Annotated in this window: 14 protein-coding genes; 9 read left to right on the top strand and 5 right to left on the bottom strand. The window is 62.3% G+C overall.

All coding sequences use genetic code 11. The features are described 5' to 3' along the window. Positions 1-94 precede the first annotated feature (94 nt). From C8271_RS06275 to C8271_RS06265, 3 genes are read right to left on the bottom strand one after another with little or no spacing between them, the layout of a single operon-like run. Positions 95-829 (bottom strand): FadR/GntR family transcriptional regulator, encoded by a 735-nt coding sequence (locus C8271_RS06275; protein ID WP_245920973.1) that lies wholly within the window; start codon positions 827-829, stop codon positions 95-97. Then, positions 826-1,830: a dihydrodipicolinate synthase family protein gene (locus tag C8271_RS06270; protein ID WP_106506584.1), complete on the bottom strand. Its 1,005-nt coding sequence runs from the start codon at positions 1,828-1,830 to the stop codon at positions 826-828. Before C8271_RS06270 ends, C8271_RS06275 begins: the two co-directional genes overlap by 4 nt. Continuing rightward, positions 1,827-3,035 carry an exo-alpha-sialidase gene (locus C8271_RS06265; protein ID WP_106506583.1) on the bottom strand — a complete coding sequence of 403 codons (1,209 nt, stop codon included), beginning with the start codon at positions 3,033-3,035 and terminating at the stop codon, positions 1,827-1,829. Before C8271_RS06265 ends, C8271_RS06270 begins: the two co-directional genes overlap by 4 nt. Positions 3,036-3,321: 286 nt before the next feature. On the opposite strand from C8271_RS06265, the gene C8271_RS06260 reads away from it, so the two are divergent. From C8271_RS06260 to C8271_RS06240, 5 genes are all read left to right on the top strand, one after another. Next, positions 3,322-4,947, top strand: coding sequence for an extracellular solute-binding protein (locus C8271_RS06260; protein WP_106506582.1), 1,626 nt, complete (start codon positions 3,322-3,324; stop codon positions 4,945-4,947). A 107-nt stretch (positions 4,948-5,054) separates the two neighbouring features. Then, complete coding sequence (locus C8271_RS06255; protein WP_212591328.1) at positions 5,055-6,020, top strand: ABC transporter permease; 966 nt, start codon at positions 5,055-5,057, stop codon at positions 6,018-6,020. A gap of 175 nt (positions 6,021-6,195) precedes the next feature. Next, on the top strand, positions 6,196-7,029 hold the full coding sequence (locus tag C8271_RS06250; RefSeq protein WP_245920970.1) for a carbohydrate ABC transporter permease: 834 nt from the start codon (positions 6,196-6,198) through the stop codon (positions 7,027-7,029). Then, positions 7,026-8,234: a sialidase family protein gene (locus C8271_RS06245; RefSeq protein ID WP_106506580.1), complete on the top strand. Its 1,209-nt coding sequence runs from the start codon at positions 7,026-7,028 to the stop codon at positions 8,232-8,234. The genes C8271_RS06250 and C8271_RS06245 overlap by 4 nt, the downstream gene beginning before the upstream one ends. A 443-nt stretch (positions 8,235-8,677) precedes the next feature. Beyond that, a complete protein-coding gene (locus C8271_RS06240; protein ID WP_106506579.1) occupies positions 8,678-9,793 on the top strand; it encodes a sialidase family protein in 1,116 nt (371 codons plus the stop codon). Positions 9,794-9,849: 56 nt separating this feature from the next. Here C8271_RS06240 and C8271_RS06235 read toward each other — a convergent pair whose 3' ends face one another. Then, positions 9,850-10,455, bottom strand: a complete 606-nt coding sequence (locus tag C8271_RS06235) for a TetR/AcrR family transcriptional regulator (protein WP_170957815.1) — start codon at positions 10,453-10,455, stop codon at positions 9,850-9,852. 59 nt (positions 10,456-10,514) lie between these two features. Here C8271_RS06235 and C8271_RS06230 point away from each other — a divergent pair, with 59 nt between their 5' ends. The 4 genes from C8271_RS06230 (at position 10,515) to C8271_RS06215 (ending at position 14,295) form a co-directional block, all read left to right on the top strand. Beyond that, positions 10,515-11,606, top strand: a complete 1,092-nt coding sequence (locus C8271_RS06230; protein WP_106506578.1) for a GNAT family N-acetyltransferase — start codon at positions 10,515-10,517, stop codon at positions 11,604-11,606. 83 nt (positions 11,607-11,689) lie between these two features. After that, positions 11,690-12,019 carry a helix-turn-helix domain-containing protein gene (locus C8271_RS06225; protein WP_106507916.1) on the top strand — a complete coding sequence of 110 codons (330 nt, stop codon included), beginning with the start codon at positions 11,690-11,692 and terminating at the stop codon, positions 12,017-12,019. A 172-nt stretch (positions 12,020-12,191) separates the two neighbouring features. Then, positions 12,192-13,079, top strand: coding sequence for an NAD(P)-dependent oxidoreductase (locus C8271_RS06220; protein ID WP_106506577.1), 888 nt, complete (start codon positions 12,192-12,194; stop codon positions 13,077-13,079). Continuing rightward, on the top strand, positions 13,006-14,295 hold the full coding sequence (locus C8271_RS06215; RefSeq protein WP_342751939.1) for an MFS transporter: 1,290 nt from the start codon (positions 13,006-13,008) through the stop codon (positions 14,293-14,295). The genes C8271_RS06220 and C8271_RS06215 overlap by 74 nt, the downstream gene beginning before the upstream one ends. Here the strand turns inward: C8271_RS06215 and C8271_RS06210 are convergent. Beyond that, on the bottom strand, positions 14,241-15,161 hold the full coding sequence (locus C8271_RS06210) for a LysR family transcriptional regulator (RefSeq protein WP_106506575.1): 921 nt from the start codon (positions 15,159-15,161) through the stop codon (positions 14,241-14,243). The genes C8271_RS06215 and C8271_RS06210 overlap by 55 nt on opposite strands. Between the last annotated feature and the right edge of the window lie 67 nt (positions 15,162-15,228).

Here is a 15,228-nt window from a genome sequence, read left to right as displayed (position 1 = left end):
GTCACGAACAGTGCAACGCCGGTTACACCGTCCGCTGCGCGCTCAGCAATGCACCGGCGCCCCACCCGCAAGCACGCGGCGGCCGCCAACCGCCTTATGATTCCGGTGCCTCGTCCGCGTGCGAAATTCGGACTCGGATCCCATCGAAGTGGTCCCGCATCCTCACGCGATACCCGTCCACGTCTGCATTGTCGATCGCGTCTAGCAGACGCTGATGCCATCCCCAGGCTTCTATCGGGGTGTAGTGAGGGCCCGGGAGCTGCGGATCGACGGCATGGAAGGACGCCCAGAATACGTCCTGCAGTTCGGTCACAAGGGTGTTGCCGAGAGTCCCATACAGGGCGGCGTGGAAGCGGCGATCCTCCTGGGGAAAGAATCGCCCCGCCTCCGCCTTCGTTTTCATTGCCGCAACGATCGAGGCCAGCTCGTCCGTGCCGTTCCGATGCAGTGTTCGCACGACGTCGGAGGCCATCCCCACTTCAAGCGCCTCTCGCACCTGCAGCAGCTCAGCAGCCTCGTGCACGCTGCCGGGAATCGCACGGCGGAGGCGGAAGATCAGGAAGTCCTGAAGCGGTGTCAGAGGCAGGGAGCCCACATACGTCCCGTGCCCATGGCGGACTTCGACATAGCCAAGAGCCTGCAACGCCTTGATCGCCTCGCGGATCGGGTTGCGTGAGGCGTCGAGGAGCTCCATGAGCTCAGCCTCGGTGGGCAGGGGATCCCCTGGCTGCAGGTCACGATCGAGGATCATCTGTTTGATGGCCTCGCGAATACGTTGCTGGTTCGTCATCACCGCAGGTGAAGAGACTCCATGCTCGGTCGTGCTCATATATGAACTCTAGAACCATCGCCGTCAGCGGGGTCTCGATCCCGAGCGCTCCGGGGCGCAGGCCCGAACGCGGCAAGGAGATTCGCTACTGCAGCCCGGTCGCTGTCGTCGAGAAGCACTGACGGCGGAGCGCAGCGGTCATCGTCGAGCACGCCGAGTTGCCGCAGCGCGGCTTTGAACGCGCCGAGTGCTTGAGAGCTGCCGCCCATGGGAGCATGGGTCGGAATTCTGACGATGTTGAACAGGTCGCAGAGGCGGCGCTGCTCCTGCTCCGCCTCGTGCGGCGCACTTTCCCATTCGTCGTAGAGCCGAACATAGCCCGCTGGATCCACGTTTCCCAGCCCTGGCACGATTCCGTCGGCGCCAGCCCGAAGACCGTCCAAAGCATGGGTCTCAGAGCCCGTGAGCACCCGAAACCCGTCCAGGCCTCGCTCCTCCCGACCACTCAGAACGAGGTCGAGATATGCAGAGTCACCCGAGGAATCCTTCAGCCCCGCCAATGTGCCATCAGCCCCAAGGTCCAGAACTGCCTCCGCCGGGATCGATCTGCCGTTCACCCGCGGGGGGTTCTCATAGGCAAACAGTGGAGTTTCCCCGATAGCCTGCTTGATGCGCTGGAAATGCGTGCGGATCTCCGGCTCTGCGGTGGCGGCGAAGAATGGGGCTGTGGCGACAACAGCATCAGCTCCACGGGGGATGAGCCGTTCAGCTTGCACGATGGCACGTTCAGACGCCGTGTCAGATATTCCGACGAGCAGTGGCAGCCGCCCAGCGAGATGCTCAGCGCACGTCTCGACGACGAGTGCACGCTGAGCATCAGTGAGGAATCCAAACTCACCAGTAGTCCCGAGAGCGAAAATACCGTGCACTCCGTGGGCCACCAGGTGGTCTAGGAGCCGGCGAAGCGATGCAGTATCGATCTGGTCAGCAGGATCCAGGGGAGTGCAGATCGGGACGATGACCCCTCGCCCAAGGGCCACGTTAGTGCTTGTCGTGCTCACGGTGTCTCCTTTGCGGTGGCCGAGCTCCAACCCCTGAGGTAGTGGTGAACGGCATCTAGGTCGAACTCAAGCAGTTCGATTCGTTCATGGATGGAGTCATCCCCCGTCTCGAACAGCACATAGAGCGTGTTCGCATCCGTGGCAATATCGCTGTATCCGCACGGCCCAAGGTCAAGGGTTACGAGAGGCTGGCTGGAGGACCCCGTGATGGCCGACAAGGTGAGGTCGGCGCGCTGACCAGGGTGCCCCGGAGAGGTCAGCAGGAGGGTGCCCGAGATGGAGTCATAGCCAAGACCGCACTGGATACGAGGGCCGACGAATCCCGTGAGAGCTTGAGGCTGCTCGAGCTTAGTGCCTCCACCACTAGTGCGGGAGATGCTTCGAGCAGCGTGATCGGAGCGGCATTCGTTCCGCGAAGTCACGATCACTTCCATCGGATTCTCGGGATCCAGAGCGAGGGATGATTCGTTCGGCCCGGACAGGCCGACGAACCCAGGATCCACCCAGCCGATTCTCCAGGTTATCCCGTCATCATCACTGATCAGCCCATGCGCCCCGTAAACAGAGTCCACACTTCCTGCCGATGGAGTCGAATGGTTTGCTGGCGCGACGAGACGCCCCGATCTCAGGCGCACTCCATGGGCGGGGCCAGTTGCGTACCAACGCCACTCGTCTTTCACCGCGCTAGATGTGATGTCCGTGGCGGGTTCGACCCAGCTCAAGTCTGGCGACATGCGGGTGACGTGGGCTCGACGCCGGTCTTCAGAAGACGCTTTCCCTGCGAGGATGTCCTGTTCGGTGAGGGCCTTTCCGTTTGACGTTGTCAGAAGAACAACGGTTCCGTCGGCCACCTCGATGGGGACAGGGTTGCCCATGGTTCCGTTTCCGTACGAGGCGACCACACGCGGACCGGACCAGCCAGCTCCAGGCGTCGACGTCGCGGCGACCACTTCAATATGACCCGCATCGCCCGGACCGTCGTAGCGTTTCTCCCCAAATGCGAGCAAGCGGCCATCCTGGCACCGCAGCAGGGCAGGTATCCGGACGGCGCCGCAGCCAAGCTGCTCAGCACTGAAGACTGTGGTTCGCCGGGACGGGGCGAGGCGGGGAAGAGCCGCACTGACAGCGTGCGAGTCGGGGTCTGCAGATGAGAGCCGCGACGGAGAGGCTACTGCGTCATCAGGGATGGGCGCATCACTAGTCATGGGACGTACTATCTCAAACCAGTCACGACGGAGCAACGACGTGGCGTCGCTGACTTCTCAGCTAGGGGACCCACCTCCACCCCTCCTGCAGGTCACAAGCACTCTCGCACGTCAGGGCCGCACGACGGAACGAGAAGTTGCGCCGCGCGCCCACCGCAACCGCGATGCAAAAACACTCCAGGATCGCTTGCGTCATAGGATGTCCCGTGCCATCGTGTTCCACACCACACCGGCGGCCCGGCGACAAGGAGGTCCGGGCCCAGGGATCAGCGGAGGAACAGCCGAGATGGACCGGATCACTCGACGTCACGCACTGCTGGGCGGAGCAGCCGCGTTCGCAGCACCTATGATTCTGGGATCCTGCGGGGCGAAGACCAGCACAAAGGATGGGCAGGAACGCAATTCAGCGGTCGAGCTCCCGACCTACACGAAGTACGCGGGCGTGACCCCTGACTGGCAAGGCGACGACGTCCTGCTGGACGGATTCAAGTCGTACCCAGAGGACCCCGTCCAGGGCGTCCAGGAAGCGCCGGGCGACGGCAAGCCGATCAGCTTCGTGACGAATATCCCCGGAGCGATCCCACCCCAGATGGACAAGAACCCCTTCTGGCAGGCTCTCAACGAGCGGATCGGGTCGGAGCTCCGCATCGAGATGGCACCGAACTCCGATTACTCGACAAAGATCCAAACCAAGATCGCCAGCGGCGATCTGCCCGATATAATCAACATTCCGACGAGCACACCGGACCTGCCAGGACTCCTCGAATCGACCTGCATGGACCTCACGGAGCACCTGTCCGGCGATGCGGTAGCTAAGTACCCCTATCTAGCCAATCTTGGGCCAGACTATTGGCGGCCTTGTGTCGCCGCAGGAGCAATCTACGGGGTTCCAGTTCCACGAATGATGTCGAGAAGCTTCGTCATCCTCACGCGACGGGACCTGCTCGAGGCCAAGGGCATAGATCCTGACATCCAGCCGAAAACGTGGGAAGAATTCAAAGATCTCTGCATCGAGGTCACTGATGCAGCAAGTAACACCTGGGCACTCACCACCATGCCAGGCAACTTTGTCAACATGGCGGCAGGGATTCCGAATAAATGGCAGCGCGCAGATGACGGGACCTTCACGTTCTTCATCGAGCACGAGGCCATGGAAGCAAGCCTCGAAGCTCAGAAAGAGCTCTGGGAGGCTGGCGTCGTAAACCCTGACGCATATACTGCGAACGCCAGCACAAAGAACGAGTGGTTCAATGGCGGAAAGGCCGCAATGGACCATGACTCGTTCGTGGCCTGGACGGGATATGAGTCGAGCAATATCGGCATCGAAGACTATTCTGTCGGCGGCATCGTTGCTCCATCTCTGATGGGTGCGAGCCCCCATTTCTGGCTTGGCGCCGCAATCAACAACATCACCGGATTCTCGAAGGACTCGGACCACGACGTCGAAACCCTGCTGGCCGTAGCGAACTGGTTTGCCGCCCCGTTCGGGACGGAGGAGTACCTCTTCAAAAAGTACGGCGAGCAGGGGAAGCAGTACGAACTCGACGGCAACGACCCAGTCCCGACATCTCAAGGAGTGCAGGAAGTAGGCATCGGCGTACAGTACATTTCGGACGCCCCTATGGCATTCTACTTCCCCGGCGAACCCGAAATCGCGGAGCGCCAGTACAACACGCAGAAACTATTGAGCGAGAATCTTTCTCGTGACACTTCTGAGGGACTGTACTCCCCAACACGGGACGAGAAAGGCGGCGAACTCGAGTCTCCTGTGTGGGACGCGATGAGCCAGATGGCACAAGGCAAACGCCCTATCTCAGATCTCCCAGATGTAGTGAAGACATGGCGCGAGTCCGGAGGGGCTCAGGTCGCCGAGGAACTCGCAGAGGCCTATGCAGCAGCTGACATCAAGTGATCGGCAGCCGGATCCAGAATGGAGCTCATTGCAGATCTGACAGCGCTCGATGACCGGCCGCGACAATCATTCAGGTCGTGCGGCCACGGGAAACGACGGATGAGTATATGACCGAGAACGCACTCACCTACGACACACCATCGCGTCGCAAGTTGACGTTCTGGCAGAAGCTCTGGCGGGACCGAATGCTCCTCGCCTTCGCCCTGCCCGGAATGCTGGTTCTGATGACCTACCACTACTACCCGCTGCTCGGAAACATCGTTGCCTTCAAGAAGTACCGCCCCTACAAGGGGGTCTGGGGGAGCGAGTGGTCTGGTTTCGACAATTTCGCGGTCATATTCAATGGGGACCCTGCGTTCGTCAACGCTTTACTGAACACGCTTATTCTCACGGCGCTACAGGCAGTCCTAGTCTTCCCCGCCCCCATCCTCCTTGCTCTTCTTCTCAACTCTCTGATGAGCGAGCGAATAAAACGCATCGTGCAGTCAATACTCTACCTACCACACTTTTTGTCGTGGGTCGTTGTTGTCGCACTCTTCCAACAGCTTCTAGGCGGCTCCGGGTTGCTGAACAACTTCCTTCGCTCGCACGGATACGAAGCACTCACCATCATCGGTAACAGCGAGCTCTTCCGTCCGCTACTTCTAACCCAGGTCATTTGGAAGGACACCGGGTGGGCAACCATTATTTTCCTAGCAGCCCTCGCAGGCATCAGCGCCGACCTCTACGAAGCAGCGGCCGTCGACGGCGCTGGTCGGTGGAGACAGATGGTTCACGTAACGTTGCCTGGCTTGAAAGGCGTTGTCATTCTGCTTTTCATCCTTCAGCTCGGATCATCCCTGACAGTGGGCTTCGAGCAGATCCTATTGCAGCAGAACGCAGTCGGCCTCGCGAAATCGGAAGTTCTTGACACATACGTGTACAACCGAGGAATCATCGGCGGAAACTGGGGGATGGCCACAGCTGTCGGACTCGTCAAAAGCGTCGTCGGCGTGATCTTAGTGCTCGGCGCAAACAAGATTGCTCATATGTTCGGGGAGGCCGGGGTTTATGCGAGCCGCACGCAAGGATGAACACGCGAAGCATATGGGCCCAGGCGTGGGACCGACGCCTTCTGCTTCGGTAGCGGCAGGCGTCTCCCCCACCGCCACAGGCTCCTCGACCACACAACCCGCCACAACCCTTCGAAGGAAGAAGCGATCTCGACTTGCTAACGGACAGGAACGTCCGGGGATCGGAGAAAGTGCGTTGAAGGGGATCATTCTACTGATCCTCTGTGGGGCCGTCATTGTCCCCTTCATCTCTGTAATCTCCACCTCTATCGCGCCACGTGATCAGATTAGCCGTGCGGGTGGCCTCGTTCTGTTCCCATCGGGAATTGATCTGGGTGCATATAAGGCGATCTTTAGCGGCGGAGTTGTCTCCCGGGCGTTGTTGATCAGTATCGGCGTGACCGTCGTAGGCACCACATTGAGCCTGTTCGTCTCATGCTTGCTGGCTTATGCGATCAGCCGCTCTCATTTTGTCCTCGCACGTCCTGTGCTGCTGGTGGTGCTGATCGGCATGCTGTTCTCCCCGGGCATGATCCCTGTCTATCTCGTGGTGCGCCAGACAGGTCTGCTGAACAGCCTATGGGCACTGATCCTTCCCACTATGGTCAGTGGGTTCAACGTCATCGTTCTGCGATCCTTCTTCCAAAGCATCCCGGTCGAGCTGACTGAAAGCGCGACGATCGATGGCGCCAGCGAGTGGCAAGTCTTCTCCCGAATCGTCATGCCCCTGTCCAAGGCGGTCCTCGCGGTGATCGGTCTGTTCTACGCGGTGGGGTACTGGAACGCGTTTTTCAGTGCGTTGCTCTATCTGGACGACGCCTCGAAGTGGCCCATGCAGCTCGTTCTACGGACATACGTGGTCAACGACACGTCGATGGGGCAAGCTGATCTGGGCACCGAGATGATGCCGCCGCAGTCGGCCCTGCAGATGGCCATTCTGGTGGTCTCGATGGTACCGATCCTGATTGTCTACCCATTCCTGCAGAAACACTTCGCCAAGGGCGTCCTCACCGGCGCTGTGAAAGGATGATGGTGACCATGCGTAAAGTGATCTCTTGGAGTGCCGCGGCTCTTTTGTGCGGCACGGCCCTGACCGCGGGCGCAACTCCTCTGGGTGCGAGTCCAGACTGGCCCGACACACTTGATGGCACTCCTGTATTCCAGCGAGAAACGGGGGGCTTCGAGTGCTACCGCATTCCCGCCATGGTGCGCGCGGCCGACGGCTCGTTGTTGGCCTTTGCTGAAGCGCGCCGAGCGCACGGCAAAAAGTTCTGTGCTGACGATGCGTCCATCGATCTGGTTATGCGTCGAAGCACGGACAACGGCAAGACCTGGTCGAAGATGTCAACCGTCTTGAAGGGCGACCCGGAGGGCCAGAACGTCGGCGCCACTCGTGGCAATGCGGTCCCCATTGTCGTCACGCAGGGCAGTCACAAGGGACGCATCGTGCTGCTGAGCACGTGGAACAAGGAGGGGGACTCATCCCAGCGCCGCCCCTTCGTCCAGTACAGCGATGACCACGGCCGCACCTGGTCGAAGGCTAAGGACATCACCGAGGAGGTCAAGCCGAACCTCCCGAAGGAAGGCTGGTACGCCACGGGCCCGCAGCACGGCATCGAGATCAAGAATGGTGACCATGCGGGTCGTCTGGTCGCTGGCGTCAACTTTGAGGGGTCTCGCGGCGGGCTCATCTACAGCGATGATGGCGGCGAGACGTGGACTCACGGCGCCGAGGCTCCCGCGCCAAGCGATGCCGACCATTTCTCGGAGGTCGGTGTCGAAGAGACAGCCGACGGGTCGCTGATCGCCATCGGCCGCACACGGAAGGGCGAGAAGGACGAATCGACTCGAAAGTACTCTCGCGCGGTCGCGGTCAGCCGCGATGGCGGCAAGACGTTCGATTCCAGGAGCTTCACCTTCCAGGAGGACTTGGTGACAACGCCCGAGGTGCAGGGATCGATCGTGAACGTTGACCAGGCAGCGGGAAGGGCGGGCGACCGTTTGATCTACGCTGCGCCCCAGCATGGGAACTTGCGCAAGGACCTGGGGCTGTTTGTGAGTGATGACGGTGGCACCAGCTGGAAGCACGCCGTGGATATGACGCATAACCGCTCTGGCTACTCCGACATGACGATGTTGGATGAGAGCACAGTCGGTGTGCTGTATGAAACCGGGCTGGAGTCCGGGGACGCGCGCGACACCATCGTCTTCGACACTGCAGATCTCGAAGACTGACTCTTGGTGGCTCATCGCGAACGGGACTGCTGCACGGTGAGGTGACATCTGATCTGGCTTGCCTGTGGGGCGGCCAAGAGAGATGTGCATCATGCCCGCTCCCTATCCCCGAGAGGTCCGCGACGATGTCGTGAGGGTTGCCCGGTCCCGTGGAGACGTTACCGCGACCGCGCAATCATTCTTACCGTTCCTCTCGGCACGGATTACACAACCGTCCGACACGACCGATCGCGAAGGACTTTGGCATCTTTAACTCCTTACGTATCAGGACCGAAACAAGACCCCGGGACGCTTCAAAGCTAGCCCTCACCCAGCTCATCGCCGACTACTCCGACCGCATTACCCCCTACCTATGAACACCCAGCTCATACAAACACATTGACAGACCCTAAGCCCTGCTGTGACCCTGAACAGAATGACCTCCCCGACAAGGAGAACCTGCCATGGCTGATTCCCGCACCACTGTCCGTGTTGCCCGTCGCGGTCTGCTCCATAGCTCGATTCTGCTGCCCCTCATGGGCGCGAGCGGATCAGCATCGGCTCTTCCCAGCGGGATCCGAGCATTGGGGCGCTCCGCTGCGAGCTGTGATCCGCTTGCTGAGCCACTCGAGGCGATCCGACCCAAGCAGCACGACTACGAGGCGTGGCCGCATCTGCTCACGACCCCCGGTGGGGCGGTGCTGTGCGGATACACGGCCCGCGCCCAGCATCTGACTGTCAAGGGATCCACCTCGGTGCTCGTGCGCAGCGAGGACGGCGGTGAGAGCTGGGGGCAGATCGCCGTGCGCCGGAACGATGCCGTCGGCTGGGGTTTTGAGGCCATGGCCGTGGGAGGGCGCGGTGAGATCATCGCGATCCACTCGCTTAACTCGGCCCTCCAACATGACAAGCCGAATAAGCTGCGGGTCGAGGTCTCTTGGGACGACGGCCGCACATTCCAGGAGAAGGCCGAGGTCGACACGGGAGACGTGCTGGTCACCCTCGGAGATCTCACCTATGTCGGAAATGGCACCCTGCTCGCGCCGTATCATGGAGACGGGTGGGGCGTCGTGCGTAGCCAGGACGATGGCAAGACCTGGGAGGTCGTGGGGACCAGTAACGGTGGCAAGTGGCCCTTCGAGGGCCGCATCATCACCGGGAGGACACCCGAGCAGGACCACTCTGACGCGACGGATCTGCTGATGGTGGCTCGCAACCCTGAAATCGGACTGCTCCTGACCAAGTCCACCGATCGAGGAGCTACATGGAAAAAAGCCGAATCGACCGGTCTGGGCATCATGTATGAGGGTCTTCAGGTCGACGGCGAGCTGATCCATATGGTGCTGGCCGATCGCGACACCGGAGAAATCTTTTCCACGGCCTCCACTTTCGCGCGGCTATGGGACGATGCGACGGATTGGGATCCACCGTGCCTGCTGACCTCCTTGGATCCCTCCGGGGCGCCGGCTGAGCAGGGTTACCCGGACCTTGCGCGTGTTGACGAGCAGACCCTGCTGATGGCCGCGTACGACGGGGAGAACCCGATCACGGATATCCGGCTGTGGCGGTATCCGGGATAGACCATCCTGGGCCCTCTTTCACAGCACCCACCGCGGGCTCGGCCAACAAGATGGAGCTAGCTGTTGCAGGACAGGAGTGCCTGGATACCGTCGGCAAGGATCTCTTGTGGACTGAGGCGGTATGCCGCGTGGAGCCGTGCATAGGTGGGCGCTTGGTCGGGGTCGATGGCGACGCGCTTTTCGTCGGGCGCCATCGGGGCAGTCAGGGCGGCGCCGATCACGAGGTTAGACAATCGGTAGGCCGTCCCCAGCGGATCTGGGACGCCTGCGTTGTCGAGCAGGACGCACATCCGCTCCGAGAGAGCCAGGTAGGCGGGGCCCCTGGGGGCACGCATACCGATGACTTGCCCGGCCCACCGGTGGTTTGTGAGGTGCGCGAAGAAGGCGTGCATCAGGGAGGGCAGGTCTGCGTTGTGGATCGCCTCGGACATCACCGGGTCGTCCGCAAGCGCCACGTCGAGGGCAAGATCGAATAGATCGTCGACTGATTCCACGCGGGAGTAGAGGCTAGCCGGGGCGACACCCACCTGCTGTGCCACGGCTCGCAGGGTAAGGGCGCGCAGTCCGCCGTTATCCAACAGTCTCACCGATGCCCTTGCCACCTCCCCGATATCCACTGCACGGAGACGCTGCACAGGCTTGCGGTGCTCCCAGTAACTCATCCCATCACCCTAAGCGAACATCCTTCAGTTAGTTATCCGATCCCTGTTAGCTTAGGCGCATGCTGGATGTCTCCCTCCTCCCGATCACCTGTGAGAACACTCGTCTGCGCCAGCTTTCCGAGCTGGACGCGGAAGCGTTTGCGGCCGGCACCAGGGATCAGGCCGTGCGCCGCTTTGGCCACCTGCCAGAGCCCACCTACACCCCTGAGTCCGTACGGCGGATGATCCGAGAGGAGGTTGCGGAGGGCCTGTTGTCGGGGAGGTTGGCCGTCCTGGCACTTGCTGATGCTACGACGGATCGGTTCGTGGGGTCCTTGGTGATCTTCGACGTCAGCTCCGGGGCCGCCGAGGTCGGGTTCTGGATTCATCCCGACGCACGCGGAGCAGGGCATGCTCGCCGAGGATTAGAGCTCGCGTCGCGCTTCGCATACGACGGCGGGCTTCGAACGCTGACTGCACGCACGCTCCCGGCCAACCGCGCCTCGCAGCGCTGCTTGACAAGCGGGGGTTTCCGGGAGTTTGAGCGACGCGTCGGGACTACACCGGCCGGACACTCCGAGGAGTTGATCCACTATCGCCGTGAGCTTGTCTCCCCCATACAGTGGCCCGTGGAGACCGAACGACTGCACCTGCGTCTCCATACCGCAGACGACGCCGAATGGCTCCACAAGCTGTACTCACAAGCCAACGTCGCCCGCTATCTGCTGGATGCCCCATGGACCGCTGAGGTCACACGCGACAAGCTCACTGAACGTCTGGCCAAGATCGACCTCGACGGCGAGAGTGGTGCGCTTGCACTGGTCATCGAGCATGACGGCATCCCGATTGGAGACGTGGCACTGTGGCTCACCGACCCCGAGCACCGCCAGGCCGAGATCGGGTGGGTTCTCGACCCGTCATACGGCGGGCGCGGCTTCGCCAGCGAAGCTGTGCGGGCAGTGCTTGCCCTCGGGTTCGACCACTACAGGCTCCACCGCATCACTGCGCAGATGGATGCCCGCAACAGCGCTTCCGCAGCACTCGCTCGACGCGTCGGACTCCGGCTCGAAGCACATCACATCCAGGACTGGTTCAGTAAAGGCGAGTGGACCGACACCCTCGTCTATGCGCGGCGTGCCTCCGAGAACATGCACCGCCCGCTGGGAGCATGACTTCGGAGCTCTCCGCTCCAGATGGGCAACGCCATCAGCAAGGAAGGTAGGTCGCGCGCGGGGTGATTCACCTGTTGGCGGTCATGCAGGCTGACTTGGCACATCCGTGGTCGCTGGCGGAGTTGGCTGAGATCGCGCATCTGTCACCTTCGCGGCTGCGACAGTTGTTCGTCGAGATCTTCGGGATGCCGCCGATCGCGTGGCTGACGCTTCAACGAGTACGCGCGATGGCCCGAACCATCAGCACCACCGACGCAACCATCCGACAGGCAGCAGCCGAGGTCGGATGGACGAACCAGGCTCACGCAGCAAAGCAGTTCCGCAAGCGCACAGGGAGGTCACCGACCGTGTATCGGGCCGCGTACCGCGATCGAGGCGTGCGGGCGTGCCCGTGGTGTAGGCATGTCTGTTAGCGCAATGTTGGCAGCTGAATTCATGTCGGTGGCTCATGGCTGTGATGAGAAAGATGTGTTGGACTCACGGGTTGGGTAGCAGCAGGGTTGTCTGTGGCGGGCGCGGTGTCATGCAGCTATCGGCTGGCGGAGCGTGCCTGATTACTCGTTCGTCGGGCGAAGGGTTGCACGCATGGATGTCACGGTGGTGGGTACTGGTGCGATGGGGGCACCGATCGCGTCGCACTTGATGGAGGCTGGCTACGACGTGGGGGTGTGGAACCGGAGTCCGGCCCGGTCGGAGCCGCTGCTGGGCTTGGGCGCGTCTGCCGCTCCAGGTCCTGAGGGCGGATTTGGGCCTGCGGTGGTGTTGTCGGTGCTGTCTGATGACGCTGCGGTACGTGAAGTTTTCGTGGAGTCATCGGCCCTGTCTGCGATGCAGCCGGGCTCGGTGCACGTGAATCTGGCGACGATCAGCCCGTCACTTGCCGTAGAGGCAGCACAGTTGCATACCGCGGCAGGCTTGGAGTACGTGGCGGCACCCAGGTTCGGTGGGGTTCCGGTGGCTGAAGCTGGACGGCTGAACGTGGTCATTGCCGGGAGCGTTGAGGCAGTGGAACTCGCGCGTCCCTACTTGAGAGAGTTCAGTGCGGCGCTGTGGCCGGTGGGTGATGATCCTGCGCAGGCGAACGTAGTCAAAGTGGCGGGACAGGTTCTGATTGCGTCGGCGATTCAGGCGATGGCCGAGGCCGTGAGCATCGTTGAGCGCTCCGGTGGTGATGCCCACCGGGCGATTGAGGTGCTGAACTCGACGATTACTCCTGGCCCGGTGTACTCGATGTACGGGGCCCTGATCGCGGATGCTTGCTATGAGCCGGCCCGGTTCACCCCGATCTTGGGACGCAAGGACGTTGACCGGGCACGGCATCTGGCAGATGCTGTGGGGCTTCGTCTCCCGCTGGGTGATCTGCTGTCTGAGTTGTTGAGCGAGGCTATTGCCTCCGGCCATGGGGCACAGGATTGGGCTGTGTTGGCTGACATGCAGCGTCGACGCGCGGGCGCCGGAAGTTACGATGAGTAGGAGCTCGGTTGGCTCCCCTGGTCGTCTGCCGTGGGCTGCGCTCTTGGCGCTTTCGGCATCGGGGTTCCTCGCGATCTTCACTGAGACTATTCCGGCGGGTCTGCTGCCAGATCTAGCTCGTGGGCTGGGCGTGTCTGAGTCTGCTGCTGGCCAGTTGGTGACGGCGTATGCCATGGGGTCGGTCGTCGCGGCCATTCCCCTGGTCGCGTTGACGCAGCAGGTGAGCCGCAAGAAGGTGTTGCTTGTTGCGGTGGGGACGCTGGGGGCGTTCAACTTGGTGACGGCAGTCGCGCCGTGGTTCCCTGCGATCCTCGCGGCTCGGTTTGTGGCCGGTGCCGCGGCTGCGCTGGTGTGGGGTGTGCTTGCTGGGCATGCGCGTGGGCTTGTGTCTCCGGACTTGCAGGGGCGGGCGTTGGCGGTCACGGGCCTCGGGCAGCCGATTGCCTTGGCTGGCGGGGTTCCGCTGGGGTCGTTCGCAGCATCGGTCATGGATTGGCAGTGGGTGTTTGTTGCGATCTCGATCATTTCCGCGGGGCTCGCGTTGTGGATCGTGGCCGTCGTCCCTGACATCCCGGGGACTGCTCTTCGACGACTGGCCCCGCTGAGGCAGGTGGTCAGGCTGCCCGGGGTGCGCGTTGTGCTCGGCGTGACCGGTTGTTGGATTCTCGCCCACAACATGCTCTACACCTACGTCGCTCCCCTGCTGAACCAGACGGGGTTGCGTCTTGATGTGGGCCTTGCTGCGTTCGGGGTGGCATCGATGGTGGGGATCGGCCTGGTCGGCGTGGTGATTGACCGGGCGCTCCGCCTGGTCACCTTGGCGTGCATCGCCACGATGGGTGTCGCTACGGCCGGATGGGTCGCTCCTGAGGCGGGGGTGGTGCTGGCTGTAGTGCTCGTGGTCGCGTGGGGGCTGGGCTTCGGTGGTGCTCCGGTCCTGCTGCAGACAGCTCTTGCTGATCGCGCAGGTGTGCACACCGACGCGGCACAGTCCGTGTTCGTCACCGTGTTCAACCTGGCGGTCGCCGGTGGCGGCTTCGTGGGCGGGCTCATCCTCTCGGCAGCGGGGCCGGTCGGGATTGCCACGTCATCGGCGGGGCTCTGCGTCGTAGCCGTGGTGGCCGTGAGCATTGCGCGGTGGGCGTTCCCGCCGGGTAGACGTCACGATGGCGACTCGCCAGTTGGGACCGCGGAGTGCTCGGCGTGCTCTGAGTGATGGAGGGTGACGGCGTCGAGGAACGCGGTGGTGGCGGGGCTGGGGTTGAAGTCGTTCCAGGCGAGGTATTCCACTCGCCGTGGCGCGTCCTTCACGGTGATGGCTGACAGCGTGTGGTCTGCGGGGACGACGTGGGCGGATAGGAGGGCTGTTGCCAGTCCGTTGCGGATGAGTCCGAGGATGAGGTCGATGGTCATCGCTTCGAACGCCACCTCGCGTTGCAGGCCGGCCGCGCTGAATGCGAGGTCGGCCTGGGCGCGGCCGGCGGTTCCGCTGGGAAAGTCGACGAACCGTTCGTGGGTGAGGTCCTCCAGCGTCACGTGCGTGCTCGATGCCAGTGGGTGTGCTGCTGGCAGTACTGCGACCAGGGATTCTCGCGAGAGTTCCCTGGTGGTGACCCCGTGCGGGGGTGTGCTCTCGGCGAGTCCGAGGAAGGCGACGTCGAGCTGACCGGAGCGGATGTCGCCCAGGAATTGTTTGCTGCCTCCGGTGCGTAGCGCGATGCGAACCGCGGGGTGTTTGGTGTGAAAAGACGCGAGCAGGTGCGGCACGTCGATGGCCGTGACGGTGGGGATCACTCCGATGGTCAGGGTGCCGCGGATCTGGCCGGTGGCTGCGGCGGCGTCGGTGACGGCACGCTCGGCAGCGGCCAGGCTTTGCCGTGCCGCCTGGACGAAGGCCTCCCCCGCCGGGGTGAGTTCCACGCGGCGTGAGGTGCGCGCAAAAAGCTGGACCCCGATCTCCTGTTCGAGCGCCTTGATCTGGTGGCTCAGCGCTGACTGGACCACGAAACACCGTTCGGCGGCACGGGTGAAACTCCGCTCCTCGGCGACTGCCACGGCATAGCGCATCTGCTGCAACTCCATTCATCCATGATCCATGTGCATGCCATAAATGACAAACATGTGTTGGACTCATGGTCGTGTTGGCGTG

Source organism: Brachybacterium timonense, assembly GCF_900258505.1.
GTDB classification, from domain to species: domain Bacteria; phylum Actinomycetota; class Actinomycetes; order Actinomycetales; family Dermabacteraceae; genus Brachybacterium; species Brachybacterium timonense.
The sequence above is the reverse complement of the archived record's forward strand: the minus strand, read 5'-3'. Positions and strand labels throughout refer to the sequence as shown.

Coding starts and splice junctions, on each gene's coding strand:
- C8271_RS06275 (WP_245920973.1), bottom strand. CDS start 829: ATGAGCACGACCGAGCATGGAGTCTCTTCACCTGCGGTGATGACGAAC.
- C8271_RS06265 (WP_106506583.1), bottom strand. CDS start 3,035: ATGACTAGTGATGCGCCCATCCCTGATGACGCAGTAGCCTCTCCGTCG.
- C8271_RS06260 (WP_106506582.1), top strand. CDS start 3,322: ATGGACCGGATCACTCGACGTCACGCACTGCTGGGCGGAGCAGCCGCG.
- C8271_RS06255 (WP_212591328.1), top strand. CDS start 5,055: ATGACCGAGAACGCACTCACCTACGACACACCATCGCGTCGCAAGTTG.
- C8271_RS06245 (WP_106506580.1), top strand. CDS start 7,026: ATGATGGTGACCATGCGTAAAGTGATCTCTTGGAGTGCCGCGGCTCTT.
- C8271_RS06240 (WP_106506579.1), top strand. CDS start 8,678: ATGGCTGATTCCCGCACCACTGTCCGTGTTGCCCGTCGCGGTCTGCTC.
- C8271_RS06235 (WP_170957815.1), bottom strand. CDS start 10,455: ATGAGTTACTGGGAGCACCGCAAGCCTGTGCAGCGTCTCCGTGCAGTG.
- C8271_RS06230 (WP_106506578.1), top strand. CDS start 10,515: ATGCTGGATGTCTCCCTCCTCCCGATCACCTGTGAGAACACTCGTCTG.
- C8271_RS06225 (WP_106507916.1), top strand. CDS start 11,690: ATGCAGGCTGACTTGGCACATCCGTGGTCGCTGGCGGAGTTGGCTGAG.
- C8271_RS06220 (WP_106506577.1), top strand. CDS start 12,192: ATGGATGTCACGGTGGTGGGTACTGGTGCGATGGGGGCACCGATCGCG.
- C8271_RS06215 (WP_342751939.1), top strand. CDS start 13,006: ATGGGGCACAGGATTGGGCTGTGTTGGCTGACATGCAGCGTCGACGCG.
- C8271_RS06210 (WP_106506575.1), bottom strand. CDS start 15,161: ATGGAGTTGCAGCAGATGCGCTATGCCGTGGCAGTCGCCGAGGAGCGG.